Source organism: Levilactobacillus fujinensis (assembly GCF_003946335.1).
Lineage (GTDB): Bacteria > Bacillota > Bacilli > Lactobacillales > Lactobacillaceae > Levilactobacillus > Levilactobacillus fujinensis.
The window spans coordinates 1-20,149 of record NZ_RHNX01000026.1; the positions used below are offsets into that span (position 1 = coordinate 1).

Annotated in this window: 25 protein-coding genes; 3 read left to right on the forward strand and 22 right to left on the reverse strand. The window is 45.2% G+C overall.

Annotated features, from left to right (window positions below; all coding sequences use genetic code 11):
- Positions 1-263 precede the first annotated feature (263 nt).
- The 18 genes from eutJ to EKM89_RS09715 form a co-directional block, all read right to left on the reverse strand.
- The gene (gene eutJ, locus EKM89_RS09630) at positions 264-1,115 is read right to left on the reverse strand and encodes an ethanolamine utilization protein EutJ (RefSeq protein ID WP_125688040.1); all 852 of its coding nucleotides are present in this window, start codon (positions 1,113-1,115) and stop codon (positions 264-266) included.
- Between the two features lie 60 nt (positions 1,116-1,175).
- On the reverse strand, positions 1,176-1,718 hold the full coding sequence (locus EKM89_RS09635; protein WP_125688042.1) for an NADPH-dependent FMN reductase: 543 nt from the start codon (positions 1,716-1,718) through the stop codon (positions 1,176-1,178).
- Between the two features lie 143 nt (positions 1,719-1,861).
- Positions 1,862-2,644, reverse strand: coding sequence for a tyrosine-protein phosphatase (locus EKM89_RS09640; protein WP_125688044.1), 783 nt, complete (start codon positions 2,642-2,644; stop codon positions 1,862-1,864).
- Between the two features lie 306 nt (positions 2,645-2,950).
- A complete protein-coding gene (locus tag EKM89_RS09645) occupies positions 2,951-3,295 on the reverse strand; it encodes a BMC domain-containing protein (protein ID WP_048735691.1) in 345 nt (114 codons plus the stop codon).
- A 13-nt stretch (positions 3,296-3,308) separates the two neighbouring features.
- Entirely contained in the window at positions 3,309-3,545 is a 237-nt protein-coding gene (locus EKM89_RS09650; RefSeq protein ID WP_125688046.1) for a hypothetical protein, read from the reverse strand.
- A 4-nt stretch (positions 3,546-3,549) separates the two neighbouring features.
- Positions 3,550-4,020: a GlcG/HbpS family heme-binding protein gene (locus EKM89_RS09655; RefSeq protein ID WP_125688048.1), complete on the reverse strand. Its 471-nt coding sequence runs from the start codon at positions 4,018-4,020 to the stop codon at positions 3,550-3,552.
- Complete coding sequence (locus EKM89_RS09660) at positions 4,013-4,600, reverse strand: cob(I)yrinic acid a,c-diamide adenosyltransferase (RefSeq protein WP_125688050.1); 588 nt, start codon at positions 4,598-4,600, stop codon at positions 4,013-4,015. Before EKM89_RS09660 ends, EKM89_RS09655 begins: the two co-directional genes overlap by 8 nt.
- 26 nt (positions 4,601-4,626) lie before the next feature.
- Positions 4,627-4,896, reverse strand: a complete 270-nt coding sequence (locus EKM89_RS09665) for a EutN/CcmL family microcompartment protein (RefSeq protein WP_125688052.1) — start codon at positions 4,894-4,896, stop codon at positions 4,627-4,629.
- On the reverse strand, positions 4,884-5,387 hold the full coding sequence (gene pduM / locus EKM89_RS09670) for a PduM family microcompartment protein (RefSeq protein ID WP_125688054.1): 504 nt from the start codon (positions 5,385-5,387) through the stop codon (positions 4,884-4,886). Before pduM ends, EKM89_RS09665 begins: the two co-directional genes overlap by 13 nt.
- Positions 5,388-5,423: 36 nt before the next feature.
- Positions 5,424-5,714, reverse strand: a complete 291-nt coding sequence (locus tag EKM89_RS09675; protein WP_125688056.1) for a BMC domain-containing protein — start codon at positions 5,712-5,714, stop codon at positions 5,424-5,426.
- Between the two features lie 12 nt (positions 5,715-5,726).
- Positions 5,727-6,350, reverse strand: a complete 624-nt coding sequence (locus tag EKM89_RS09680) for a BMC domain-containing protein (protein ID WP_125688058.1) — start codon at positions 6,348-6,350, stop codon at positions 5,727-5,729.
- Between the two features lie 14 nt (positions 6,351-6,364).
- The gene (locus EKM89_RS09685; RefSeq protein ID WP_125688060.1) at positions 6,365-6,718 is read right to left on the reverse strand and encodes a glycerol dehydratase reactivase beta/small subunit family protein; all 354 of its coding nucleotides are present in this window, start codon (positions 6,716-6,718) and stop codon (positions 6,365-6,367) included.
- Positions 6,711-8,555 (reverse strand): diol dehydratase reactivase subunit alpha, encoded by a 1,845-nt coding sequence (locus tag EKM89_RS09690; RefSeq protein WP_125688062.1) that lies wholly within the window; start codon positions 8,553-8,555, stop codon positions 6,711-6,713. Before EKM89_RS09690 ends, EKM89_RS09685 begins: the two co-directional genes overlap by 8 nt.
- A gap of 26 nt (positions 8,556-8,581) precedes the next feature.
- Positions 8,582-9,106: a diol dehydratase small subunit gene (locus tag EKM89_RS09695; RefSeq protein ID WP_125688064.1), complete on the reverse strand. Its 525-nt coding sequence runs from the start codon at positions 9,104-9,106 to the stop codon at positions 8,582-8,584.
- A gap of 12 nt (positions 9,107-9,118) precedes the next feature.
- Positions 9,119-9,817: a propanediol/glycerol family dehydratase medium subunit gene (locus EKM89_RS09700; RefSeq protein ID WP_125688066.1), complete on the reverse strand. Its 699-nt coding sequence runs from the start codon at positions 9,815-9,817 to the stop codon at positions 9,119-9,121.
- A gap of 16 nt (positions 9,818-9,833) precedes the next feature.
- Entirely contained in the window at positions 9,834-11,510 is a 1,677-nt protein-coding gene (locus EKM89_RS09705; protein WP_125688068.1) for a propanediol/glycerol family dehydratase large subunit, read from the reverse strand.
- Positions 11,511-11,537: 27 nt separating this feature from the next.
- Positions 11,538-12,254 (reverse strand): propanediol utilization microcompartment protein PduB, encoded by a 717-nt coding sequence (gene pduB, locus EKM89_RS09710; protein WP_125688070.1) that lies wholly within the window; start codon positions 12,252-12,254, stop codon positions 11,538-11,540.
- Positions 12,255-12,374: 120 nt separating this feature from the next.
- Positions 12,375-12,653: a BMC domain-containing protein gene (locus tag EKM89_RS09715; protein WP_048735679.1), complete on the reverse strand. Its 279-nt coding sequence runs from the start codon at positions 12,651-12,653 to the stop codon at positions 12,375-12,377.
- Positions 12,654-12,877: 224 nt separating this feature from the next.
- Here EKM89_RS09715 and EKM89_RS09720 point away from each other — a divergent pair, with 224 nt between their 5' ends.
- The 3 genes from EKM89_RS09720 to EKM89_RS09730 all read left to right on the forward strand — a co-directional run bounded on the left by EKM89_RS09720 (position 12,878) and on the right by EKM89_RS09730 (position 16,372).
- Positions 12,878-13,942, forward strand: a complete 1,065-nt coding sequence (locus EKM89_RS09720) for a helix-turn-helix domain-containing protein (protein WP_125688072.1) — start codon at positions 12,878-12,880, stop codon at positions 13,940-13,942.
- A 482-nt stretch (positions 13,943-14,424) separates the two neighbouring features.
- Positions 14,425-15,183: a glucose 1-dehydrogenase gene (locus EKM89_RS09725; protein ID WP_125688074.1), complete on the forward strand. Its 759-nt coding sequence runs from the start codon at positions 14,425-14,427 to the stop codon at positions 15,181-15,183.
- 79 nt (positions 15,184-15,262) lie between these two features.
- Positions 15,263-16,372 (forward strand): D-2-hydroxyacid dehydrogenase, encoded by a 1,110-nt coding sequence (locus tag EKM89_RS09730; RefSeq protein ID WP_125688076.1) that lies wholly within the window; start codon positions 15,263-15,265, stop codon positions 16,370-16,372.
- A 514-nt stretch (positions 16,373-16,886) separates the two neighbouring features.
- On the opposite strand, the gene EKM89_RS09735 is transcribed toward EKM89_RS09730, so the two are convergent.
- From EKM89_RS09735 to EKM89_RS09750, 4 genes are all read right to left on the reverse strand, one after another.
- On the reverse strand, positions 16,887-17,315 hold the full coding sequence (locus EKM89_RS09735) for a EutP/PduV family microcompartment system protein (RefSeq protein ID WP_125688078.1): 429 nt from the start codon (positions 17,313-17,315) through the stop codon (positions 16,887-16,889).
- A 1-nt stretch (position 17,316) separates the two neighbouring features.
- Positions 17,317-18,054, reverse strand: coding sequence for a DUF4430 domain-containing protein (locus tag EKM89_RS09740; RefSeq protein ID WP_125688080.1), 738 nt, complete (start codon positions 18,052-18,054; stop codon positions 17,317-17,319).
- Positions 18,055-18,079: 25 nt separating this feature from the next.
- Positions 18,080-19,132: a prenyltransferase/squalene oxidase repeat-containing protein gene (locus EKM89_RS09745; RefSeq protein ID WP_125688082.1), complete on the reverse strand. Its 1,053-nt coding sequence runs from the start codon at positions 19,130-19,132 to the stop codon at positions 18,080-18,082.
- Between the two features lie 341 nt (positions 19,133-19,473).
- Entirely contained in the window at positions 19,474-20,148 is a 675-nt protein-coding gene (locus tag EKM89_RS09750) for an ECF transporter S component (protein WP_125688124.1), read from the reverse strand.
- Position 20,149 lies beyond the last annotated feature (1 nt).

The following is a 20,149-nucleotide window of genomic DNA, read 5'->3' on the forward strand; positions in this document are numbered from 1 at the left end:
TGGGGCAGTGTGCCCCTTTTATTATACAGAAAATGGCGTCGACAGATTTCTCTATCAACACCAAATATCATAGAACCCAAAAAGGTAGTAACCCGTTGACCAGTGGGTCGGGTGGGTTACTACCTTTTTTTGTGCGACTTAGGTAGCCATTTTCTACTATTGCATTCAAATTTAAGGGCGAATCAACCCAGCTTGCGTAAACGTCCCCCAATTTAACTCGCAAAGCCGTTATCGCCCCTTCACGTATTTTTTTCTCAAAAAGATTAGCCCTCATGGTCATACATTGCAATGCCAATCGGCGTGACAAACTGAGGGAAATCTGGCTTGTGTGCTGGGGTCCCCAAAGCCTTACTGAAAGTCTCAATAAAATCCTTGAAATTGATCGCCCCACCAACTACGATTACCGGTTCCTGCGGGGCTCCTTTGGTAACGGTACTGGTAATCGTTGCCATTTTCTCAACCACCGGTCGGATTAATGCAAACACATCGTCTTCCTGATCTGGATCACGTTTTGCTTGTTCAGCCGTATCCATATCCCAACCGTGATGTCCCGCTACTACCAAGGACATATGAAATCCCCCAGTAGCCTCGTCACTCACCTGAATCAACTTTTTATTCTTAAAAACACTAACCCCAGTGGTTCCCCCACCAATGTCAACTACGGTCCCCGTTTTCACTTGTAAAAATCGTGCCGCTGCAGTTGGTTCATCGACCACTTCGCGACAGATAAATCCAGCCGACTCTATCACGTTGGCCACAATTTTAGCGCTACCAGCGCCCGTTCCGGGCGGAATCGCACCACAAGCCGAGGTCAGGGTCACACCTAAAATCGCCTCCGTCTGTTCTTTTAAGCGGCTTAAAATCCGGACAGAATCCATAAAGTTCACAACTAATCCATCCCGGACAGCGTGATCGTATTCAAAACTACCATAAACCACTTGATCATCTTGATCCAGGACAACCATCACAATACTCGAAGTTCCCAGATCGACCCCTACACGTAAAGGCTCATCCTTACTGACCGGACGAACTGCCTTGTCACCATTCACGACCTGAGCAAACTGCTGGAGTTGCTGATTCGCTTGCGTCAATAACTTACGATTGCGCTGAACCATCCGTGTCACCTCACTTTAAATTATCTATCTAAAAATAGGTGGTACTAGGACTTCAGTATCCTACTCGTTCTGCTGTTCGACAACGTCAACAAAGCTCTTCATTGCGTCATCTAATTCTTTTACGACTTGTTTATTAATAAGTCTATCCTGACTATCAAATAATTCTTGAACTTTACCAATAGTGATAAAATCATTTCTAACAGCCATGCCCATATAACGCAGTAACTGCTGAATGTGGGCATTCGCATTGGCACCACCACGTTCACCGGAAGAATCGGTAATGACCAGGGCTGGCTTATGCACAATATGAGCTGGTGGTAATGGCACCGATAACACATCAAGTGCATTTTTTAACCCACCCGGAATTGAAAAATTATATTCTGGCGTAACTAAAATCAGAGCATCCATGTGGTCAATCACGCTACGAAAGATTTGCCACTCTAATATTGGTGACTGTTCTAGATCTGGATTGTAGAGCGGTAAAATTTCATAATTCACCTGAACAAATTTTGCCGATAGTTGTTCTTTCATCAAATAATTAGCAATCTTTTGACTATACGATTTTTCACTAAGACTCCCAACCAAAATACCAATATTAGTCATCAGCGCCACTTCCTTCGTAGTTGTCTAGCAGGTTCTTGTGCTTTCTATGTAGCAATTTTACTACTGTATCTTTGTAATCGCTTCTTGACATAAATACGATAGCAAAATCACGGTTAATGCTGATTCACTTGATCGATCAGAAACTACTCTAAAACAAGTTCTTTTAACTTCGTTAGGTCATCCTCACTGAGCCCAAGTTGTTCATAGCAGTACGACTTGATTCCACCATACTGATCATTGATAATCGAAAGCACGCGTTCAAAATATGCTTCGCGAACAATTGACAAATCAAATATCGACTGCAGATAAGCCAAATTGCCACTCACTCGTTTAGCCTCGTTGAGACGATCATTGACCCTTATCGCAGAAACCCAATTGCTCTGCAGGTAATCGGCTTTAACCACGTCGTCAGGAACACCTAACATCATTAAAGTCAGAATCGTCAGTAAACCAGTGCGATCCTTACCAGAGGAACAATGAAAAAGGATCCCGCCAGAAGCACTACTGAGCAAAACTTGAAAAAAGTGCCGATAAGCCTGCTGCGCCTCAACATTAACGATCAACTGCTGATAACTCCGCATCATCAGCTGAAAGCCGGCTCGCTTATCCGTCAACTGGCCCGCCAAACTTCTCAGATTGGCCGTGCTCTCTGTCAGATCCTGTCTAGAGACTGGAATACGTAGATAACGTGACCGTCCACTTAACTGATCTGGATACTTCAAGATTTCCATTGGTGATCTCAAATCAATAACGGTACGTACACCATAATCATCTAGCACCTGCTGGTCGGCACTATCCAGGTCGGATAAGTACCCCGCACGAATTAATTTGTGTGCTTTAACCATCCGGCCACTTGTGGTTTGATACCCACCTAAATCACGACAATTAAATCCATTTTTCAATTTAATCTCTTGCGCGACTCGCATGGACACCCCTCCTTAGACACGACTTACCCCACACATTTACGCCTCTTGACTTTTAGCCGCAACGAAATGACCGTTTTACAAATAATACTGCTGAAGATTGTAATTGGAACTTTCGAGGCTTCAAGTTGTGTTCGCACCGTTCCAGTCCATATCTGCCGGCCGGTAAGGCGATGGTTGGACAACGTTGCCTAATTTTAGACCCAGTATCCTTGTGACAACGGTCATGATGTGTGTTTGGGAACTTTCAACCTTCAGGACCCAATAAGAAAAGAGCCGCGGCCTAACGCTGTGGCCCTTCCCCTTTATTTAGGTTCTGGTAATCTTTGGAATGTCGAAGCCTAGAAGCTCATGCAGTTTCGTGATGACTTCCTTCAAGGCAGATTCAACCTCTGAAACTTCACCAACAATGACTACCGAGCCGCTAAATCGATCGATAAATCCAAGCGTTACATTACTAGATTTAGTGGCAATGTCACCAGCAATGATTGCCGCTTCACTAGGTGTAATGGTTAAAATTCCCAGTGCATTTTTCGGTGTCTGGATACCCAATTTTTCATAAATATCAGGAGTGGGGTTAGCAACAATATGTGCTAACGTCACCTGCTTTCCGGGCACGTACTCCTGGATTGTTCGTTCAATATCACGACCCATAGAACATCCCTCGCTAACCGATACTATTCTCTACATCCTGTTTAATGCCTTCAAGCAAAGGAGAATTATCCACATCGGAAGATTCACCTTTAATCTTCTCCAGCACTGAATCACGTAAGTCTCTCAGCAATGGTGACGTATTACTATCATCTAAATTGGCGCTAGTCCCACCGGATTGCTGGTTCGTGCTACGGCCAGCCTCTTGTGCAATAATATCACGAATAAGCGCTTCCATTTTTCCCTGATCCATAGTTCTAATCACTCTCCTTCTTAAAGGTATCAACGGCTACCTCACAAATAGCCTGATCTTGCTTAACTGCACCACCACTAACACCAATGGCACCAATGATTTCGCCGTTAAGCTCTAGAGGAATGCCACCACCAAAGGAAGTCAATTGACCGCCCATCATGGTCTCAATCTGGTACAGCTCAGCTCCCGGCTGAACTTGTGCAGATATCTTAATTGTGGGTTGTTTCATCGCTAATGCAGACCAAGCTTTCTTGGGCGCCAAAGTGCTACTTACTAAATTTGCATTCGGCATATGATAACTCATCTGAAGAACTTGGTCGTTACGCATAATGGCAATGGTGACACCAATATTAAATTCATCCGCACGTTGTACAGCGGCTGCGATGACTTTCTCCATCTTACTCAGAGAGAAGTGATTCACCTGTTGCTGCGCAATGACCTGTTTAATCACACTGCTTAATTGCTCTTCATTCATCTTTACGACCGTCCTCAATTTTAGAATAGACTTTAATGACTTTCTCGGTAACATCGTCAATTAAATCTTCATAGTCTTCAGACCGGGCCATGATATAGAGAAAGTCTGAGAGCCGATTGACGTATCTTTCCAGCTCCGGACGAAATTCAACGCTTTTAGACAGTTTGACAAAGGATCTTTCAGCCCGCCGACAAATGGTTCGACAAACATGGAGTTGGGCCCCCGCCGTACTCGATCCAGGTAAAATAAAACTATGGATGGTTGGCAACGCTTGGGTATAGTCATCAATGACCTTTTCCAGTGCATGCGTATCATCATCGGTGATGAATTGGCTCTGCTTTAAGAACTTCTCCGTGTCTTTGGTGGCGATTTCGCCTTGCAGGTAAAACATGCGGTACTCAACGGTCTGCAAAATCTTTTTATTCTTTTCGCTCTTGCAGAACTTATCTGCCAGACTGATATTCGCATTCAGTTCGTCAAACGTTCCGTATGTTTCTACACGAATCGAATCTTTTTCAACCCGTAAGCCATCAAATAAACTCGTCTTACCCTTGTCACCGCCTTTAGTGTAAATAGCCACTAAGACTCACCCCTTAACATCAAATTCTACTTGTCAAAGCGATCGATGATCCCAACGATCGTACAGTCATTAACATCTGCAGCATCCCGTTGAGAATCACCATCAGCTCTCCGGGCACCCGCACCTCTGGTAACCAAGACATTATCGCCAATACCAGCGTTAACCGTATCAGAGGCAATTTGCTCAAACCGAATTTCCTTTTGGTCCGAATCGATTGGACGAACAATCATCAACTTTTTCCCAACTAAGGACGGGTCCTTTTGGGTAGATACAACGCTACCAATTACTCTAGCCATATACAATTTTCTTCAGTCCTAATCTTTATTTTAATATTCTTCTTATCACAAATTTCCGCCCCTTCGTCAGTCAACGCTTGTTTTGCTGTCTTGATCAAGACGGCATTGTCCGGCAAGGTAGCGATCTCTCTTCTCGAAATAATCTTGTGATAACTTCCTACAATAAGCGAATTACGACCAACGATAAATTTGATCGGCCAGTCTAAGACCATTGCTCGCGGAATAAAATTAATGATGTGCGCATTGACTTTTAGATAGAAGCAGACGCCGTAATTGATGCCGTTTAGAACCCACAATACCGCGGCGTTATCCGTCTTTAACGAATAGAGCTCCTTGATAAATTGAATAGAAACGTCCTCCAAAATGACGCTGCCATAGTCAACAAACACCTGCTTATCCTGTGGAGATGGCAACTCATTAAGGGAAAGAATCGTGTTTGCAGTTTGTCTTTCCTTTAATTTCGCAATAACTTTTTGAACTAAGTCATCCATCAGCACACCTCCAGCCCATTAAATATAATTAGATTGTTATTCCGCAGTGGTATCTGCAACAACCGGTAAGATATTTTCGACTTCGCTATGCGGACGAGGGATAACGTATGATGAAACCACTTCACCAACAGATTGGGCCGCTTGAAGTCCTGCATCAACAGCAGCTTTGACGGCACCAACATCCCCACGAATCATAACCGTAACTAAACCAGCACCAATTTTTTCTTGGCCTGTTAATTGAACATTAGCAGCCTTGACCATGGCATCCGCAGCTTCAATTGAAGGTACTAATCCTCTAGTTTCAATCATTCCTAAAGCATTATTCATTTATTCTTCCTCCTAGTTCTTGTTGGGTTTATCCTTTTTATTCAAATCAGCTTTCATTTTCAGCTCATTATAGTGCAAGCACTTGTTATGGGGTTCACCCAGTTTACGCGGACACTTGGGATCACCACATAGATTACAAGTCGCCCGATCGCTAGGCTGATCATCATCTGCCTCATCAGTCGCTTGTGTCTTAGGACCATCATCCGTACGCGTGCTTGCCGTCTTTGCCTGAGGCTCGACCGCCAGCTTTTGTACAGCATTTTGCGCCTTCCCAACCTTGTGCTCAGGGTGCGGGCCAAACATGGCTGATTCTTTCATTGTGCCATCTGGATTATATTTTTCAGGATTAAAGCCCTGAGGTGCAACATCGCTGGCCCCCGAACTTCCTAATTTATCCAATCCATCAACGGGACTACCAATCACCAGACCAGCAATATATGCCTTTGGTAAAGTCTGCTTGACAGTTTCAACAGCAACGTTCAACGCAGCTATGTCACCCGTAAACTCTAGCGTAATCCAACCATTTTCAGCATTACGAATTCTACTGAGTTTAACGTCGCTTGTTTTTAACATGCGATCAGCGGCAACAGTTGCGCTGGACAGTCCATTACATTCTACATATCCTAACGCTTCCATAATTTTATCCCCATTCATGATAGTTTCTTAAAGGGTATTCCCTTTACTAACCGAGCGGCGTTGGCTCCCAGCATTCGTAACGTCGCCGCATCATCAATCGTCACATCGAACAACGGCTCGTGTTCTGGCAAATTCTTATAGTGAATCACATAACGATGGTCCTCATACGCAATCCCCACTGACAGCCGAGAAGATAGTGCCGCTTGATAAGCGCGCGCGACAATATCACGAACCGCAATATCTTGCACTGAACTCGGAATTTGCTCCTCTTCAATGCCGTTCAAGAGCGGTTGTAGCTGCGTCTGGGGTGCAGAATCCTCACCATTGACCCCAATGACGATCGTTGGTCGTTCAAGACTGTCAGCCATTGCTCAGCCTTCTCTCTTCAGCGTAGCGCAGAACCAAGCCAGTGGCGACCGCATTCCGTGGTCCCATAATACCACGCACATTTCCACGGCCAGAGACCAAGTTGTAATGTGCCAACTCATCCGTAACCAGCTGTGGAATTTCAAAGTCGAGTGCAGACCCACCAACGATGACCACAAACGGGATATCCCGAATGTTTCCAGTGGGACTGACATACTTTAAGGCCCGGATGGCATTCGTCACAAACACCCGCTTCTTGGCACTCTGACGAACCAACTTAATCTTTTCAATGCTTGGATTACCCGTAACTGGTTCATAGCCATCTGGCTTGATAACCACAATTCGGGCAAATAATTCGGATGGTAAAGGATGTTCGAAGAACTGAACGGAGCCATCTTCGTGCCGCAACTGAAAGAGGTTTTCAACCTTAGCTAACGGATAACGCTTAATGTCCTCCGCTAAGTGAATGTCAGACAAACCGAGTTCAGAATTAATGATCATCGTAACCATGTCACCGGCACCGGCAAGATGAATCGCAATCATTTTATCTTCTTTGTCGATAATGGAAGCGTCCGTAGACCCCGCCCCAAAGTCAAGAATTGCAATTGGCTTGGAAGTCCCAGGGGTCGTCAACGCACCATGAATGGCTGATTCGACCTCTGCACCACCAATTTCGACCTTAACGTTGAGTTCCTTTTCAATTAGCTTAGCGATCACTTCCATCTGCAAGTGATCAGACTTAACCATTGCCGCAATCCCAACGGCGGACTCATTCAAGAATTCCCCCGCCAGACCACCAGTAACCTTCACTGGCACTTGCGTATCGATTGCCAACAGGTCTTGAATCGCCACGTCCTTATTCTGCTTACCGGTCAAGGTTGCCATTGTCTGACGAACCTTTTCCAGCATGCCGCCAATGTTGGTCCCGGACTCCCCAGTAATATCTTTGATGTGCCGGAAATTAGAAACCTTTTTCATAATCGCGTCGGCACCCCTTGAGACGCCAACCTCTTCTTTTCCAGTCTCACCATCAATGATAATTTTACCGGCGGGAATCACACGGGCCTTAACATCACCCTCTGGTGTCTTAATGACGACCGCAGAACGATTGCCAATCAGCGCACGTGAAACGGGAACAATATTCCGTGTCTCCTCAGAATCCAGGTTGAACAGCGTCGCAATCCCATATGGATTAGCTAATTGAGAAATAACTTGGCCTGGCCCCGCTACTTCAACGGCGGCTAGCATTCGAACTGGCACCTTATCAATCAGAGCAACCTCATCAACAATCGGAATCTGTTTGTTCAACCGATTATCAACAAGCACCGCATCATCGTTCTGTAGAATAGCGGCCGTCACATCATAACCAACGGCGACGTAAGCATTGATTAACTTGGCACAATTCTCAAAGTCGAGCTCCTTAGGAACAATCACAATGTAGCTGCGATTCTTATTACTCTCCCCGGCTAAATCTAAGATTGGAATTGTAACCCCAGATGCCGTTCCCATGCCACCTGGTGTGTCAGGATTATGGCCGATCATGGTTGATTCCGTTACAATTGTCTCCGTAATCGTTTCCATGGCCACGTCCCCAATAACTGGCGTGGCTTCGTTAATTCTAATTAAGTCAACATCATTAATTGATAAATTAGTTTTATCTAACACCTGGTTGATTGAATCACGAATACCAATTAGGTTTTCCTTGGTCCCCTTGATCCCGGTTGTTGCAGCTATCCCTGATCCAATGAAATCTGTCTCGCCGCGATCAGAAACATGAGCTAGTGCAACTTCAGTTGACGAATTTCCAATATCAACGCCAATCACATTTTTTGTTGCCATGCCTAAACACCCTTTTTCAACTTTTTCTACTTATCTCCTTTAAGCTTCTTACGGCTTTCGTAGTATTTTGCGGCTTCTTCAAACCATGCCGCACAAATATTAGCATCGTAGGTTGTCCGTAATTCATTGGCGATACTTAGAAGTTCATCCTTAGAAGAACGGTATGGTCGTAACGCATTGTACATTTCCAATAAACGATCATCGGGAATCTTGGTCAACTCTGCCGCCCGATCAAAGTTCATTTGTAACGTCTTCCGTCCAGCATCACCGGCAACATCGCCCTGCATCTTAAGTGCTTCAGCCGTGATCCGTAAGTCTTTACGATCAACCCGATTGTTCTGAATATCATCAAGTGTGACATCATTTAATGCCTTACCAGAAGGCGTTCTAATGATGTCCCGGTGTTTCTCATAGAGTGGATAATCCTTGACACCGTACTGCTTATCGTCACTAACGCTGGTACTTGATGACTGAGTTGCTCCAGTAGACGCGGTATCAGAATTATTAACCTGCTTTAAAATATTTGCAACTAAATCGTTAATATCGCTCATTGATACCTCTCCTTAAAATGTGACTTTGATCTCTTCTGCTGGCTTACCAGGAACAACCTGATGCGTCTCACGAATATGTAAGATGGCAGAGATTGCTTGGAAGTTGGGCCGAGCCATTTGGTCGTTTGGCTGTGAAACTGGCTCCGGAGAATCACCCTTTGCATAACGGGCCGCATTTTTACCGATTTGACGGAACATCTTGGCATCGATAACGGGCGCCTCTGGGAATAATTCCAGGTTGTTTAGCGCTTCTTGATCCTTCTGATGAATGATCACAGTTCCTTTTGATTGAATCCCAATAGAGATCCCGGAACCGGACAGATGGTCAGCCTCTACGGCCATGAATGAAACGTCAGAGGTATCGTAGGCTTTGATGACCCGTGCTTTTAGTCCTTCCTCTTCAATCCCAGCAATCATTTGGCGTAGTGCCTCTTGATGGGAAACGCCGGATTCAGTCTTAGTCAACACCGTTGCGAAGGCAGGTGCCACCGCAATCACGATTTCATCCTTAGAGTAGCCTGGCTTCGCTAAGCCAACCGATTGGAACCAAGAAACGTTCTTTTCTGGGACTGCATCTCCATTATATGAAGCGTTTTCAGAAGTAGCTACAGCGCCACCCTTCTTCTGAAAATCAATGGTTTGGTCAGTTTGCGTCTGTGCTAAGACTTCGCGGACAATTTTACGGACTAAGTTTTCATCAATTTCAGTCATAAAAATACCTCCTCCCTTACATATCGAAATGTTCTGGATCAATAACTTGTGGAATATCCGTTACCTTTTTCCACTCTTCAGGATCGTCGTAGAGCCGGTAACCAGTACCTGGTCCTTGATAGTCATTTCCTTCATTAACAGCAGACTCAACGTGCCACTTGTCATCGAAAATGGCTGACGTTTGAAGATAGTCCCCAACAACCTTTTGCTTTTGCAGGTTCAGAATAGCTTCCGCAACGTCCTTAACATCACCGTCAACCAGTGCCTTGATAACGTCAACAGCGGTAATCCCTCTGTCCATCATATCTTGGGCAGCCTTCATATCAGCAACCTTATCACGCTTAGGCATGTCTTCATGGACATCAGCATAAGTTGCCGCTTCAACCTCTTCATCAGTAATGGCAGGTAAGCCTAAACCTTTGAAGACAATCTGTAATGACTTAGCCGCTTTCCGCCGAACGTTAATGGCATCTTCTTCTTTAATTGAATGAATCCCGAACGATTGACCATAATCCCGTGACAGGAAGTGAATGTCATCGTAGTCATAAACATCTTCGTTAGAACCAGCGAACGTGTTGTCTGGGTTTGGTTCGGCACCAAATCCTGAGCAGATGAAGTCGGTCCCACCGATAAATTGACCCATGAAACGCCAAGTCCGACGCATTGAGGAGTGAGAGAATGATTGGTCACTCCCGGTTGCGGCTTCCAAGTCATACATCATGCACAAGAGATTTTCGCCTAAGACTTCACGCAACCCATTTGGCACAGCCGTTGGGATTGAAATACAACTGAGTGAACCATTTTGTAGGCCTTGAACCCCAGAAGCCTTCGAGAGTAAAATACAACGGGCCTCAAGATAAAGCATTGATTTGCCTTCAGGGTAACCCATCAAAACTTCTGACCCGGAACCAGACGTAAACCGCATCTTAATCCCACGAGAAGCATAGCATGATGCCAAGAACCCTTTAGACCAAGGCGTGTCATCACCATCGGTAAAGGAACGGTCGGTCCCGTAAACAGAAATGGTTTCGGCATAGGAGGTCAAGCCCCGCATCCCTAATTGCAATTCAGTTGCTTCGTCAACGGAGCATTGGTGAAGGACACCAGGTCGGCCAGTTTGCGACCCGACTAAGACTGAAAGTGCGTTGAAAGGAGCGTCCCGACTAACAGCCGTGGTCGTTTCTTCTTCAGCAAAGCCTCTCAAGGCCGCTTCGGCAGCATCAGCAGCTAATTCAACTGGATTATCGATGTAGTTGGTAACGTGACTTTGGTTCGCTGGTTTGCGACGTTCACGCATCTTCTTGGCACCCATGATCATTTCACCAAAGTCAAGTTGACAGATCACATCTTGGCCCTTGGCAGGCGTCATCGCCGTCGTATATTTCAAAACATCCTTGTGAGAAACGTTAGGATCAATTAACATCTTAGCGATTTTAGCAGAATCCGTTGCCATTACCTTTTCAGCATTATCAATGTTGATCCCGTAATTAGCAATGTACATATCAATCAAGTCGAAGTCTTCGCGCTTTTTCCCGTCCATTTCGGTAATAATCCCATTTTCAACCTTAACACTTGGTTCAGGGTCATTGGGACTCTTCATCGCGACGAATCCTTCTTCAGGCCATTCTTTAACAATGACATCTTTGTTGATTGGACGCTGTTCTAGCTTTTCAAATCTTTTTTGACGTTTCATTAAGTAATCCTCCTTAGAATAAAGTTTTTACTGAATGTAGGAGGGATAATCATTTGCTGGTTTATCTCCCATTTGTCCCAGTAACTCTAGTCCACGTTCACGAGCGGCAATAACGGCTTGACGCACCGCACCTGACTCACCGCTGATGGTCAACGTCCCTTCGTTGGAAGGACTGCCGTTGTGACTTGGTGTTGCCACCGAAATAATATTGACACCCGCAGTCTTCAATGCCGTATCTGCCATCACAATACCGATTGCAGCAGGGCAAGCATTGATGATGCCAAAGGCTTTACCCTCTTCGGCACCTAACGCTTCAGTCAGACAACCAGCAGCTCGAGCGGTATATTGCAATTCCACGTAGCCGGCAGCGTTCCCATACACATCGCCAAAGTAGTGATGGAGATTCTCAAAGGTTACTTTAATGGCTTCACGGACATCTGATGGATCATAACCACCAATGACGATCATGCAACCTTGTCCCCCGCCGCCTTTGGTATCGTTCGTCCATTCAACGTCGATCACCTCAGTATTGGTAGACTTGATTCCTTCATCCATTGAGAAGAGTTGTGGGCCACCACCGGTACGGTCACTGACGATTCCAATGACTGAATAATGCTTTTTAACGTGCATCTTTTCTAGGAGCTCTGGATCTACGTTGGGAATACATAACCCAATAGTATCCCCAGCTGCATCAGCACCAACGAACTCCGGTGCGACGCTGGTGGAATTCAAAAAGTCAATCATAAGACTGCCCCCTAATATTTTGTAACGGAGAATTTTCAATTTATAATGCTATTACTAATAAAAAGGTTCTTATTTGTCCTCCACTCAAACAAAATAAGAACCAATTTTAATGACTATTCTTTATTCTTTGTGTGGAAGAATTTTCTCAACATCCGTGTGTGGACGAGGAATGACATAACTGGAAACAACTTCACCGACGTTCCCTGCAGCCTGAACTCCTGCGTCTACAGCTGCTTTAACAGCGCCAACGTCGCCACGAACCATGGCAGTTACAAGACCGGCACCAATTTTTTGTTGACCGATCAAGGCAACGTTTGCAGCTTTAACCATTGCATCTGCTGCTTCAATTGAAGGTACTAAACCTCTCGTTTCAATCATTCCAAGCGCTTCTTGTTCCATAAAGAAAGCCTCCTAATGTCAGTACGCGTTTGAAAACGCTTACTTTTTTATTACACGGCTATTATATAACAAGTGATTTAAATTTTCTTAGTCATTTTCATTCTTAAATTATGGCAGTTCGCAAGATATTGTCCCCCTTTTATACAGATATTTGATTTTTATCATAAAATAGGCTATTGTGTACTCACTAACAAGGTTAGTGACCTTTAAAAGGAGACTTTTTTATGAATTTCAATTCACAAGAGACTCGCTACATTCGCATCAAGCAAATTCTAACTTTGTTTTATCAACTAACAAAGACCCATCTTACGTTTATTGACGCCTCATTACACCTAGTAACCAGTGACGGCCTGCTCATAGACCCAGACAAGGTTAATGCCTTCTTTCACAAAAAGAACCTTTCTTTCTTTTTTCCACTGATTACCAATGGCCAATTTAATGGTTTATTTATTACCAATAAAAATAGTATCCCAGTAAATACAACTTCCTTACATCAGGACGCCTTGGAAAATATCGCCACCAGTGTGCTCAACGCCTATTACCAAGAGATTACCATTCTGTCTCCCCTGACCAAAGAAGAGTTGACGAAAGGGAGTCAGCTCTTCAGTCTGCTTATCTCCGGTGCCGTCAATGAAGTGGAAAGCGTAACGCATACGTTCAAACCAGCCCCCACACCTAGCAATAATAAAGGACGCAATGACATTGATATTGCCCTATCCTACATAGATCAAAATATCGACCAAAAGCTCACCCTGGTGACCGTCGCCAAAAATTCCTATTTATCGCCGGCCTATCTGAGCCGGCTCTTCAAGGAACACTTTAAAATCAACTTTTCCAACTACATTCGCATTCGAAAAATTGCGCTGGCTCAGACGCAACTGATTTCCACGGACCAGCCAATCAACGATGTTTCAAAGACCATTGGCTTTGCCAGAGCAAACTATTTCAATAAGGTTTTTAAAGAAACCACCAGCCTCACGCCTCTACAATTCCGTAAACGCTATAGTGGCGCGCAAAAGATATATACGATCAACCGTGACCTAGCTTGGAACGATAATATTTCAGTCTACGCCGCTTCACAGCACTACTTTCAAAAGAAAGGCATTGTCCTCCGGGAGAAGAATATCAACGGTCGCCCTTGTATCGTCGCGATAGACGGGCTCTCTTCGCTAAACAACACCAAAGGCTGGATCTATCTGGTCGACGGTGTTCAACCGCAAATCTTTCCGAGTGAAACCTACGTGAAGGACAAGTCGGTCATTCAATGGATTTATGTGACCCTCTCGTAGGCATTGTATCCAAATTTTCCCAGTTTCGGATTCATCATCGTCGTCAGGCCAACCGCAACATTCGCTTGCACATCGTCCTGGACTTTTGTTTTGAGTCAAAAAAGCCGTTTTTGGTCACCGTTTATCACCTAAACAAACTATCTAAAAAAATAACCGGTAAAATTTTCGAAAAATACGAAAATTTTACCGGTTATTTTGTCATTTTGACCGTGAAAGTACTTATTATAATGACAAATTATCATTGAAAACCAGCCGCGTTTCCTGAATAACCTTTCAAAATAGCAGTCATTTTTTTCACAAGATATCATGTGAAACCGCTTACCATTAAAGTGTTAGCGCCCCTTCGATCCGTTTTTTGTGACTAAAAACTCCCATTCAAAATGCTCAGAAATGCCGATTTTACGAAAAAGAAAGCGCTTTACATACAATAATCGACTGCTATATAATACCTTTGTAACAAACTTTAGAACGGAGGCTTTATAATGGGACGCTTGCAAGGTAAGGTTGCATTAGTTACTGGTGGATCAAAGGGTATCGGTAAGTCCATCGTTGAACGTTTTGCCCAAGAGGGTGCTAAAGTCGTATTTACAGCGATTGAAAAAGAGGCTGGCGACTTACTGGAAAAGGAATTGATTCCAAACCGGTTGGTATTCATGCAACAGGATGTTTCTAAAAAGGATGACTGGGACCGGGTCATCAACGCCACAATGAAAAAATTTGGCAAAATTAATATTATCGTAAATAACGCCGGTATCGGTGTCTTTTCTGATATTGAAAAAATGGATGAAAGAAACTGGAACGCGACAATTGGCGTTAACCTGACGGGGACCATGTGGGGCGTTAAATACGGGATTAAAGTCATGAAGAATAATCATGAAAAGAACTCAATTATTAACCTTTGTTCCGTTGAAGGTTTAATTGGTGATCCTGACTTACTCGCTTACAATGCCTCCAAGGGTGGCGTTCGGCTGATGACTAAGTCTGCTGCCTTGCATTGTGCACGTGAAGGCTATGACATTCGGATTAATTCTGTCCATCCAGGTTACGTCAACACACCATTAGTTGAAAACCTTGAAAAGACCGATCCTAAGGTCGCAGACCACTTGGTTTCATTACATCCAATGGGTCGTTTAGCTGAACCAAGTGAAGTTGCAAACATGGCCTTATTCCTTGCGTCAGATGAGTCATCATTTAGTACCGGTTCAGAATTCTTAGTCGATGGTGGGTATACCGCACAATAACAAGTATCGACTAGTAACATCATACTTAGCTTTGTGTGGCTTTTAAGTATGTACTGAATAATAGAAATGAGGAACTTTAATGTCAGATGTAAATGAAGATCTAATCAGAGAAGTGATTAAGCAAGTCCTCGCTGAATCCAAATCCCAAGTCAGTTCGACGCCTGCAAAGAGTTCCAATTCAAACGGCAAAAAACGCATCTTCGCTTTTAGTATTCGTAAAGATGAGGAACCCTACGTTAAGGAATGGGCAAAGAGTCATCCTGAAATCGAGGTTGGCTATACCGATGAATTGTTATCTCCAAAGACGGCAAAGTACGCTGAAGGTGCTGACGGGGTCGTTGTCTATCAACAACTCTCCTACACAGCCGAAACACTTCAAGCGCTTGCAGACCAAGGGATCACAAAGATGTCTCTGCGAAATGTCGGTGTCGACAATGTCGATTTAGCTAAGGCTAAAGAACTTGGCTTTGAAATTACCAATGTTCCGGTTTACTCGCCAAACGCCATTGCAGAACATGCCGCCATTCAAACTGCACGGATTCTGCGTCAAACAAAGGTCTTAGATGAAAAAATCGAAAATGGCGACCTGCGTTGGGCACCGACTATTGGCCGTGAAGTCCGTGATCAAACTGTTGGTGTTATCGGTACGGGTCACATCGGCCGGGTCTACATGCAAATCATGGAAGGTTTTGGCGCCAAGGTCATCGCCTTTGATCCTTACGAAAATGCCGAATTAAAAGCTAAGGGCTACTACGTCAATACTTTAGATGAACTTTACGCACAGGCCGACGTGATTTCACTGCACGTCCCTGCTACCAAGGAAAACACCCACATGATCAACAGTAGTTCCATTGCCAAGATGAAGGATGATGTTGTCCTCGTCAACTGCTCACGGGGTGCATTGGTTGATACGGATGCCGTGATTAAAGCCTTAGATAAGGGTAAGGTCGCTGGCTTCGTTATGGATACCTATGAAGACGAAGTTGGTATCTTTAACGCTGATTGGCGGAACAAGACCTTCCCTGACAAACGCCTAGAAGACCTCATTCACCGTTCGAATGTTCTTGTCACACCACATACGGCGTTCTACACGACGCATGCTGTGCGCAACATGGTCCTTAAAGCCTTTGATAACAACTGTGAATTGATTCACGGTAAGCCTGCTGACACACCGGTTAAGATTGACTAGTAATCAGTAACCACAAATTCTTGTCGTACAACGCCAAGGTGAATAAGCCTCCACTAAAAACTAAAGGTTGACTGTACGCAGAAGCTAAATTAGATAAAAAAGACGAGCGTGGGACATCGGGCGGTTAGTTTGCGAGCATTAACGTGATAGCAGGGAGTATGCCTGACTCTGGCATAATTTCTGTTATTGGGTTAAGCGCAACAAACTGCCTGATGTCCCACGTTTCGGCACCATAGTGGCGTAAATAAAAGTTGCTCCTTTCAGAATCTAACGATTCTGAAAGGAGCAACTTTTTGAGTTATGTCCCACACTCTTGGGTAGCTAAAGCCAAAATATTTACGTTACGCTTGCAATGGTGAGGTCGGCAGGTTACGCGATGACTGACCTAGATTGCCTAATTTTAGTCTCCGTATTGCTGTTACAACAGTCATACTAGGTATTCCCTTTAGCTAGAATCCAAAGCAATTACAACTCAAATACGCCACAAATTCTACATGTTTTGAAAGTTGGTCGGTTAGTCATCTAAGAACTGCCGCAGAGCTTCTGTATGATCACCAGTCAGTGCGGACACCTTGAATATCTGCTGTGCACCAGCCCTTTTCAGCTGACCACTCGCCCAATCAATTGCAGTCTGATCGGCAATATCCGTCTTAGTGACCACACCCACTACCGGTCGCGCAAACATCGTGCTGAGCGCCTCCGGAAAGATCAAGCGTTGATCGGTCGCACTTTGTAGCATAACAACGACGTCGACATCCATCGCCGTGGTCGCCAAGCTCGTATACATTCGCCGATGCTCAATGTATTCTCCCGGTGTATCAACAATATTCTGGTAAAATTCTAGCGCCTGCGTCTTGTCATAGTGAATGGTCAGATCCTTCAGCCGCTGTAAGAGGGTCGTCTTACCACAGCCAATAGCACCAATAAACATCGCTCGTTTCATCTTAGTACCCCGCAGTTGTGAAGTACCAATGCACATCGTCTCCGTTAGTCACGTGCTTGACATTGGCAGCTTTGTCAATGAACTTCCCGTTGACCTTGTACTTCCAGCCACTACCGGCCTTCACATCATTTTCAGCAAGGCCGTTAATACTGCTGACATACACAGCCACACCACTTTGATAGACTAATTTTAGCTTAGATGCTTTCAGTACCGAGAACGCCGTCGCATTCTTGGAAATAGCCACCGAATCATTGAAGAACGTCTTCTTGTAGCCGGTCACGGTCAAATGCACTTTTCCAGTCGACTGCGATTTGGACGTCGACTTCTGCTCAGTCGATGTCGCCGTCTGACGCTTAGTCGCTGTCGCTTGCGTACGCTTGGCCGCCTGCTTGGTTGCCGACGACTTCTTCGTAGACCGTGCAGTCGACGACGCCTTTTGGGCCTTTACGCTAGACGTACTGGCGGCCTTAGTCGACTTTTTAGTCGTTTTAGCGCGCGTCTTAGAACTAGCCTTGCGTTTGGACGATGATGACTTCTTGTGAGCATCTTTTTTCGCCGCTACCTTTTTAGCTTGCGACGACGAAGACGCTGCCCGACTCGAAGCAGATGAACTCTGGCTCGATGACGAACTCGTCTGCGGCGCTGTGGACTGCTGCGCATGCTGTTGCATGGCTAATGCCGTTCCCATAGTGAAAATGGTGACGACGACCGCCACAATGATCCAGACTGACTTTTTCATGACTGACGCTCCTTACCCTTAAACTTTATTTGAACGTGTAAACCAATTTGCTCGTGTAAGTTCCATTGTGGGCGGCACTAGCAGCAACACTCACTTGACCGTAAGCTAACGTCATACTGAAGGCATCCTTAACGGTTCCATCAGACTTAACGTAGCTCAGCATTGCACGTAATGGTGTTGCGGTTTGGCCACTAGTCAGGGCAGTTTTGTTGATCGTCTTGAAGGCAGCCTTCGTCGTTGCTAAGCCCATGATGGCTTCGGCAGTTGAGTTGGCGTTCGCATTTTCCTTACCGTTGTAGGTGTAACCAAAGGCACCACTCTTGTAAACGGCTTTCTTTAAGTAACTCCGACCAGCAGTTGCAGCGGCAGTGACCGTCTTGTTCTTGCTCTTGCCCATGGCTAAGGCGTTCACAGCAACAGCCGTGGTGTCACTGTCGACACTGGCAACGGTGTTGTTGTAAGCCCAGCCCTTGTTGGATTGTTGATTCTTAGCAATCTTCAAGCTTAATGAAGACTTGGAGAAAGCGGCCTTGCTAGGCTTCTTGAAGGTCTTGTTGGAAGAAACGGCAATTAAAGTCGTGCTTTGAACGTTGACCGTTTGCTTGTTCATTGACTTCTTGTACAGTGTGCTGACCAGGTTCATGGACTTCTTAGCACCAGCTGGTGTGTACTTGGTTGGGTTTACACCAATGGCCTGGAGCCCGATAATAGCGTTAGCCAAAACAGCAGGATCACTCTTACTGGAAACCACCAAGTTCTTCTTGATTAGCTTCTTTTGACTGGTCGTAAACTTATAGCCTTGCTTTTTCAAGCCCAACAGGAAGTCGGAGTAACCGGCAGCGGCACCCGTAGTTGGATAAGCAGACTTGCTAAAGATTTGCGCTTTGCTAGTCAAGCCATCTTTATTGGCTTTCAGCATCTTCTTTGCGTATGTAGTTGCAGACTTGGTCTTGCTGGTCTGGTAACTCTTGCTAGCAGTCTTGACACTTGCAGCCCCTGCATCAACAACTGGTACCAAGGCACCTAAAGCCAATACTGCAGTTAGTGAAGCCGTCATTACTTTGTTCATCTTAAACATTATCCCATCATCCTTTAAATTAAATTTCACCGATTATCTGTCGTCTTCAGCTGGTAGCTATGTCCTCCTGTGAGGCATCCCGTACCTACCAGTCCACGACTACGATCAGTGTAGGTGTAACCTGCATGTTACCATTTCTGTTTAACACACTGGTTCTAATCATGACTGTTCTAATCATGACTGTATTTTGAATAACGCGACCATCACTGGCTCTATAAGTTATTCAACCAATCAGCTTGGCCTGTTAGTCATCAACCACAGGCCTTATGAAACACGGTGTTACGCCCTCTGGCGGTCACCTACCGACCCATCTATGCTAACGCTTCACCAACACGGATACCTTAGCTGTGCCGCTGATGACCACTTGTCATGCCCTTCGGCAAGATTTGGTACTTGGTGATCAGCCGATCCATGAGCTGTCGCCAGGGTCGATAGAGCAAGAGAATGCTAACTGCATTGGTTGCGGCGTGCAATGCGTCAAAGAGAAAACTGCTGGCAAACGCCAACAAGAAACTCGTGACGCGTAACGGCCTTACGTAAGCCAAGGCGTACCAGAGATCCATGATCCAACCGAACCAAAATCCCCATAATGCTCCCCAGACGACCAGTAACCAGACGTTATCCTTAAGCTGACTGCGTCTTAATAATCCCGTCGTCAAGCCCATCAGGCCCCACGCCAGCATTTGCCATGGCGTCCACGGTCCCTGACCTAAAAACAGGTTCGAGACCAACGCCATCATCGAGCCGCTCACAAATCCCATTTCTGGGCCCAAGCTCACAGCACTTACGATGACGACGAAGCTGGTCAGTTGCACGTTGGGAATCGCGGCCAAAGGAACCCGCCCCAGAACACCTAGCGCCACAATCACCGCTAGAAATACCAGCAACCGGGTACTCATTTCCCGCTTTTCAAAATGCCAGTAGGCTGGCAAGATGCTAACGGCCAGGCAGCCAAAGCTGAACCAGAGATAATGCTTGCCTTTTAGCAAGAGCATCCCCGCCAGCAGGGCCAACATC

Excerpts from the sequence above, each read along its gene's own strand:
- EKM89_RS09650 (WP_125688046.1), bottom strand. The coding sequence starts at position 3,545 with ATGGATCAGGGAAAAATGGAAGCGCTTATTCGTGATATTATTGCACAA.
- EKM89_RS09735 (WP_125688078.1), bottom strand. The coding sequence starts at position 17,315 with ATGAAACGAGCGATGTTTATTGGTGCTATTGGCTGTGGTAAGACGACC.
- EKM89_RS09690 (WP_125688062.1), bottom strand. The coding sequence starts at position 8,555 with ATGGCAACAAAAAATGTGATTGGCGTTGATATTGGAAATTCGTCAACT.
- EKM89_RS09740 (WP_125688080.1), bottom strand. The coding sequence starts at position 18,054 with ATGAAAAAGTCAGTCTGGATCATTGTGGCGGTCGTCGTCACCATTTTC.
- EKM89_RS09655 (WP_125688048.1), bottom strand. The coding sequence starts at position 4,020 with ATGAATGAAGAGCAATTAAGCAGTGTGATTAAACAGGTCATTGCGCAG.
- EKM89_RS09635 (WP_125688042.1), bottom strand. The coding sequence starts at position 1,718 with ATGACTAATATTGGTATTTTGGTTGGGAGTCTTAGTGAAAAATCGTAT.
- EKM89_RS09700 (WP_125688066.1), bottom strand. The coding sequence starts at position 9,817 with ATGACTGAAATTGATGAAAACTTAGTCCGTAAAATTGTCCGCGAAGTC.
- EKM89_RS09715 (WP_048735679.1), bottom strand. The coding sequence starts at position 12,653 with ATGGAACAAGAAGCGCTTGGAATGATTGAAACGAGAGGTTTAGTACCT.
- EKM89_RS09730 (WP_125688076.1), top strand. The coding sequence starts at position 15,263 with ATGTCAGATGTAAATGAAGATCTAATCAGAGAAGTGATTAAGCAAGTC.
- EKM89_RS09745 (WP_125688082.1), bottom strand. The coding sequence starts at position 19,132 with ATGTTTAAGATGAACAAAGTAATGACGGCTTCACTAACTGCAGTATTG.
- EKM89_RS09665 (WP_125688052.1), bottom strand. The coding sequence starts at position 4,896 with ATGGCTAGAGTAATTGGTAGCGTTGTATCTACCCAAAAGGACCCGTCC.
- eutJ (WP_125688040.1), bottom strand. The coding sequence starts at position 1,115 with ATGGTTCAGCGCAATCGTAAGTTATTGACGCAAGCGAATCAGCAACTC.
- EKM89_RS09720 (WP_125688072.1), top strand. The coding sequence starts at position 12,878 with ATGAATTTCAATTCACAAGAGACTCGCTACATTCGCATCAAGCAAATT.
- EKM89_RS09695 (WP_125688064.1), bottom strand. The coding sequence starts at position 9,106 with ATGAGCGATATTAACGATTTAGTTGCAAATATTTTAAAGCAGGTTAAT.
- EKM89_RS09750 (WP_125688124.1), bottom strand. The coding sequence starts at position 20,148 with ATGTTGGCCCTGCTGGCGGGGATGCTCTTGCTAAAAGGCAAGCATTAT.
- EKM89_RS09640 (WP_125688044.1), bottom strand. The coding sequence starts at position 2,644 with ATGCGAGTCGCGCAAGAGATTAAATTGAAAAATGGATTTAATTGTCGT.
- EKM89_RS09725 (WP_125688074.1), top strand. The coding sequence starts at position 14,425 with ATGGGACGCTTGCAAGGTAAGGTTGCATTAGTTACTGGTGGATCAAAG.
- EKM89_RS09680 (WP_125688058.1), bottom strand. The coding sequence starts at position 6,350 with ATGGAAGCGTTAGGATATGTAGAATGTAATGGACTGTCCAGCGCAACT.
- pduB (WP_125688070.1), bottom strand. The coding sequence starts at position 12,254 with ATGATTGACTTTTTGAATTCCACCAGCGTCGCACCGGAGTTCGTTGGT.
- EKM89_RS09685 (WP_125688060.1), bottom strand. The coding sequence starts at position 6,718 with ATGGCTGACAGTCTTGAACGACCAACGATCGTCATTGGGGTCAATGGT.
- EKM89_RS09645 (WP_048735691.1), bottom strand. The coding sequence starts at position 3,295 with ATGGGTCGTGATATTGAACGAACAATCCAGGAGTACGTGCCCGGAAAG.
- EKM89_RS09705 (WP_125688068.1), bottom strand. The coding sequence starts at position 11,510 with ATGAAACGTCAAAAAAGATTTGAAAAGCTAGAACAGCGTCCAATCAAC.
- EKM89_RS09675 (WP_125688056.1), bottom strand. The coding sequence starts at position 5,714 with ATGAATAATGCTTTAGGAATGATTGAAACTAGAGGATTAGTACCTTCA.
- pduM (WP_125688054.1), bottom strand. The coding sequence starts at position 5,387 with ATGGATGACTTAGTTCAAAAAGTTATTGCGAAATTAAAGGAAAGACAA.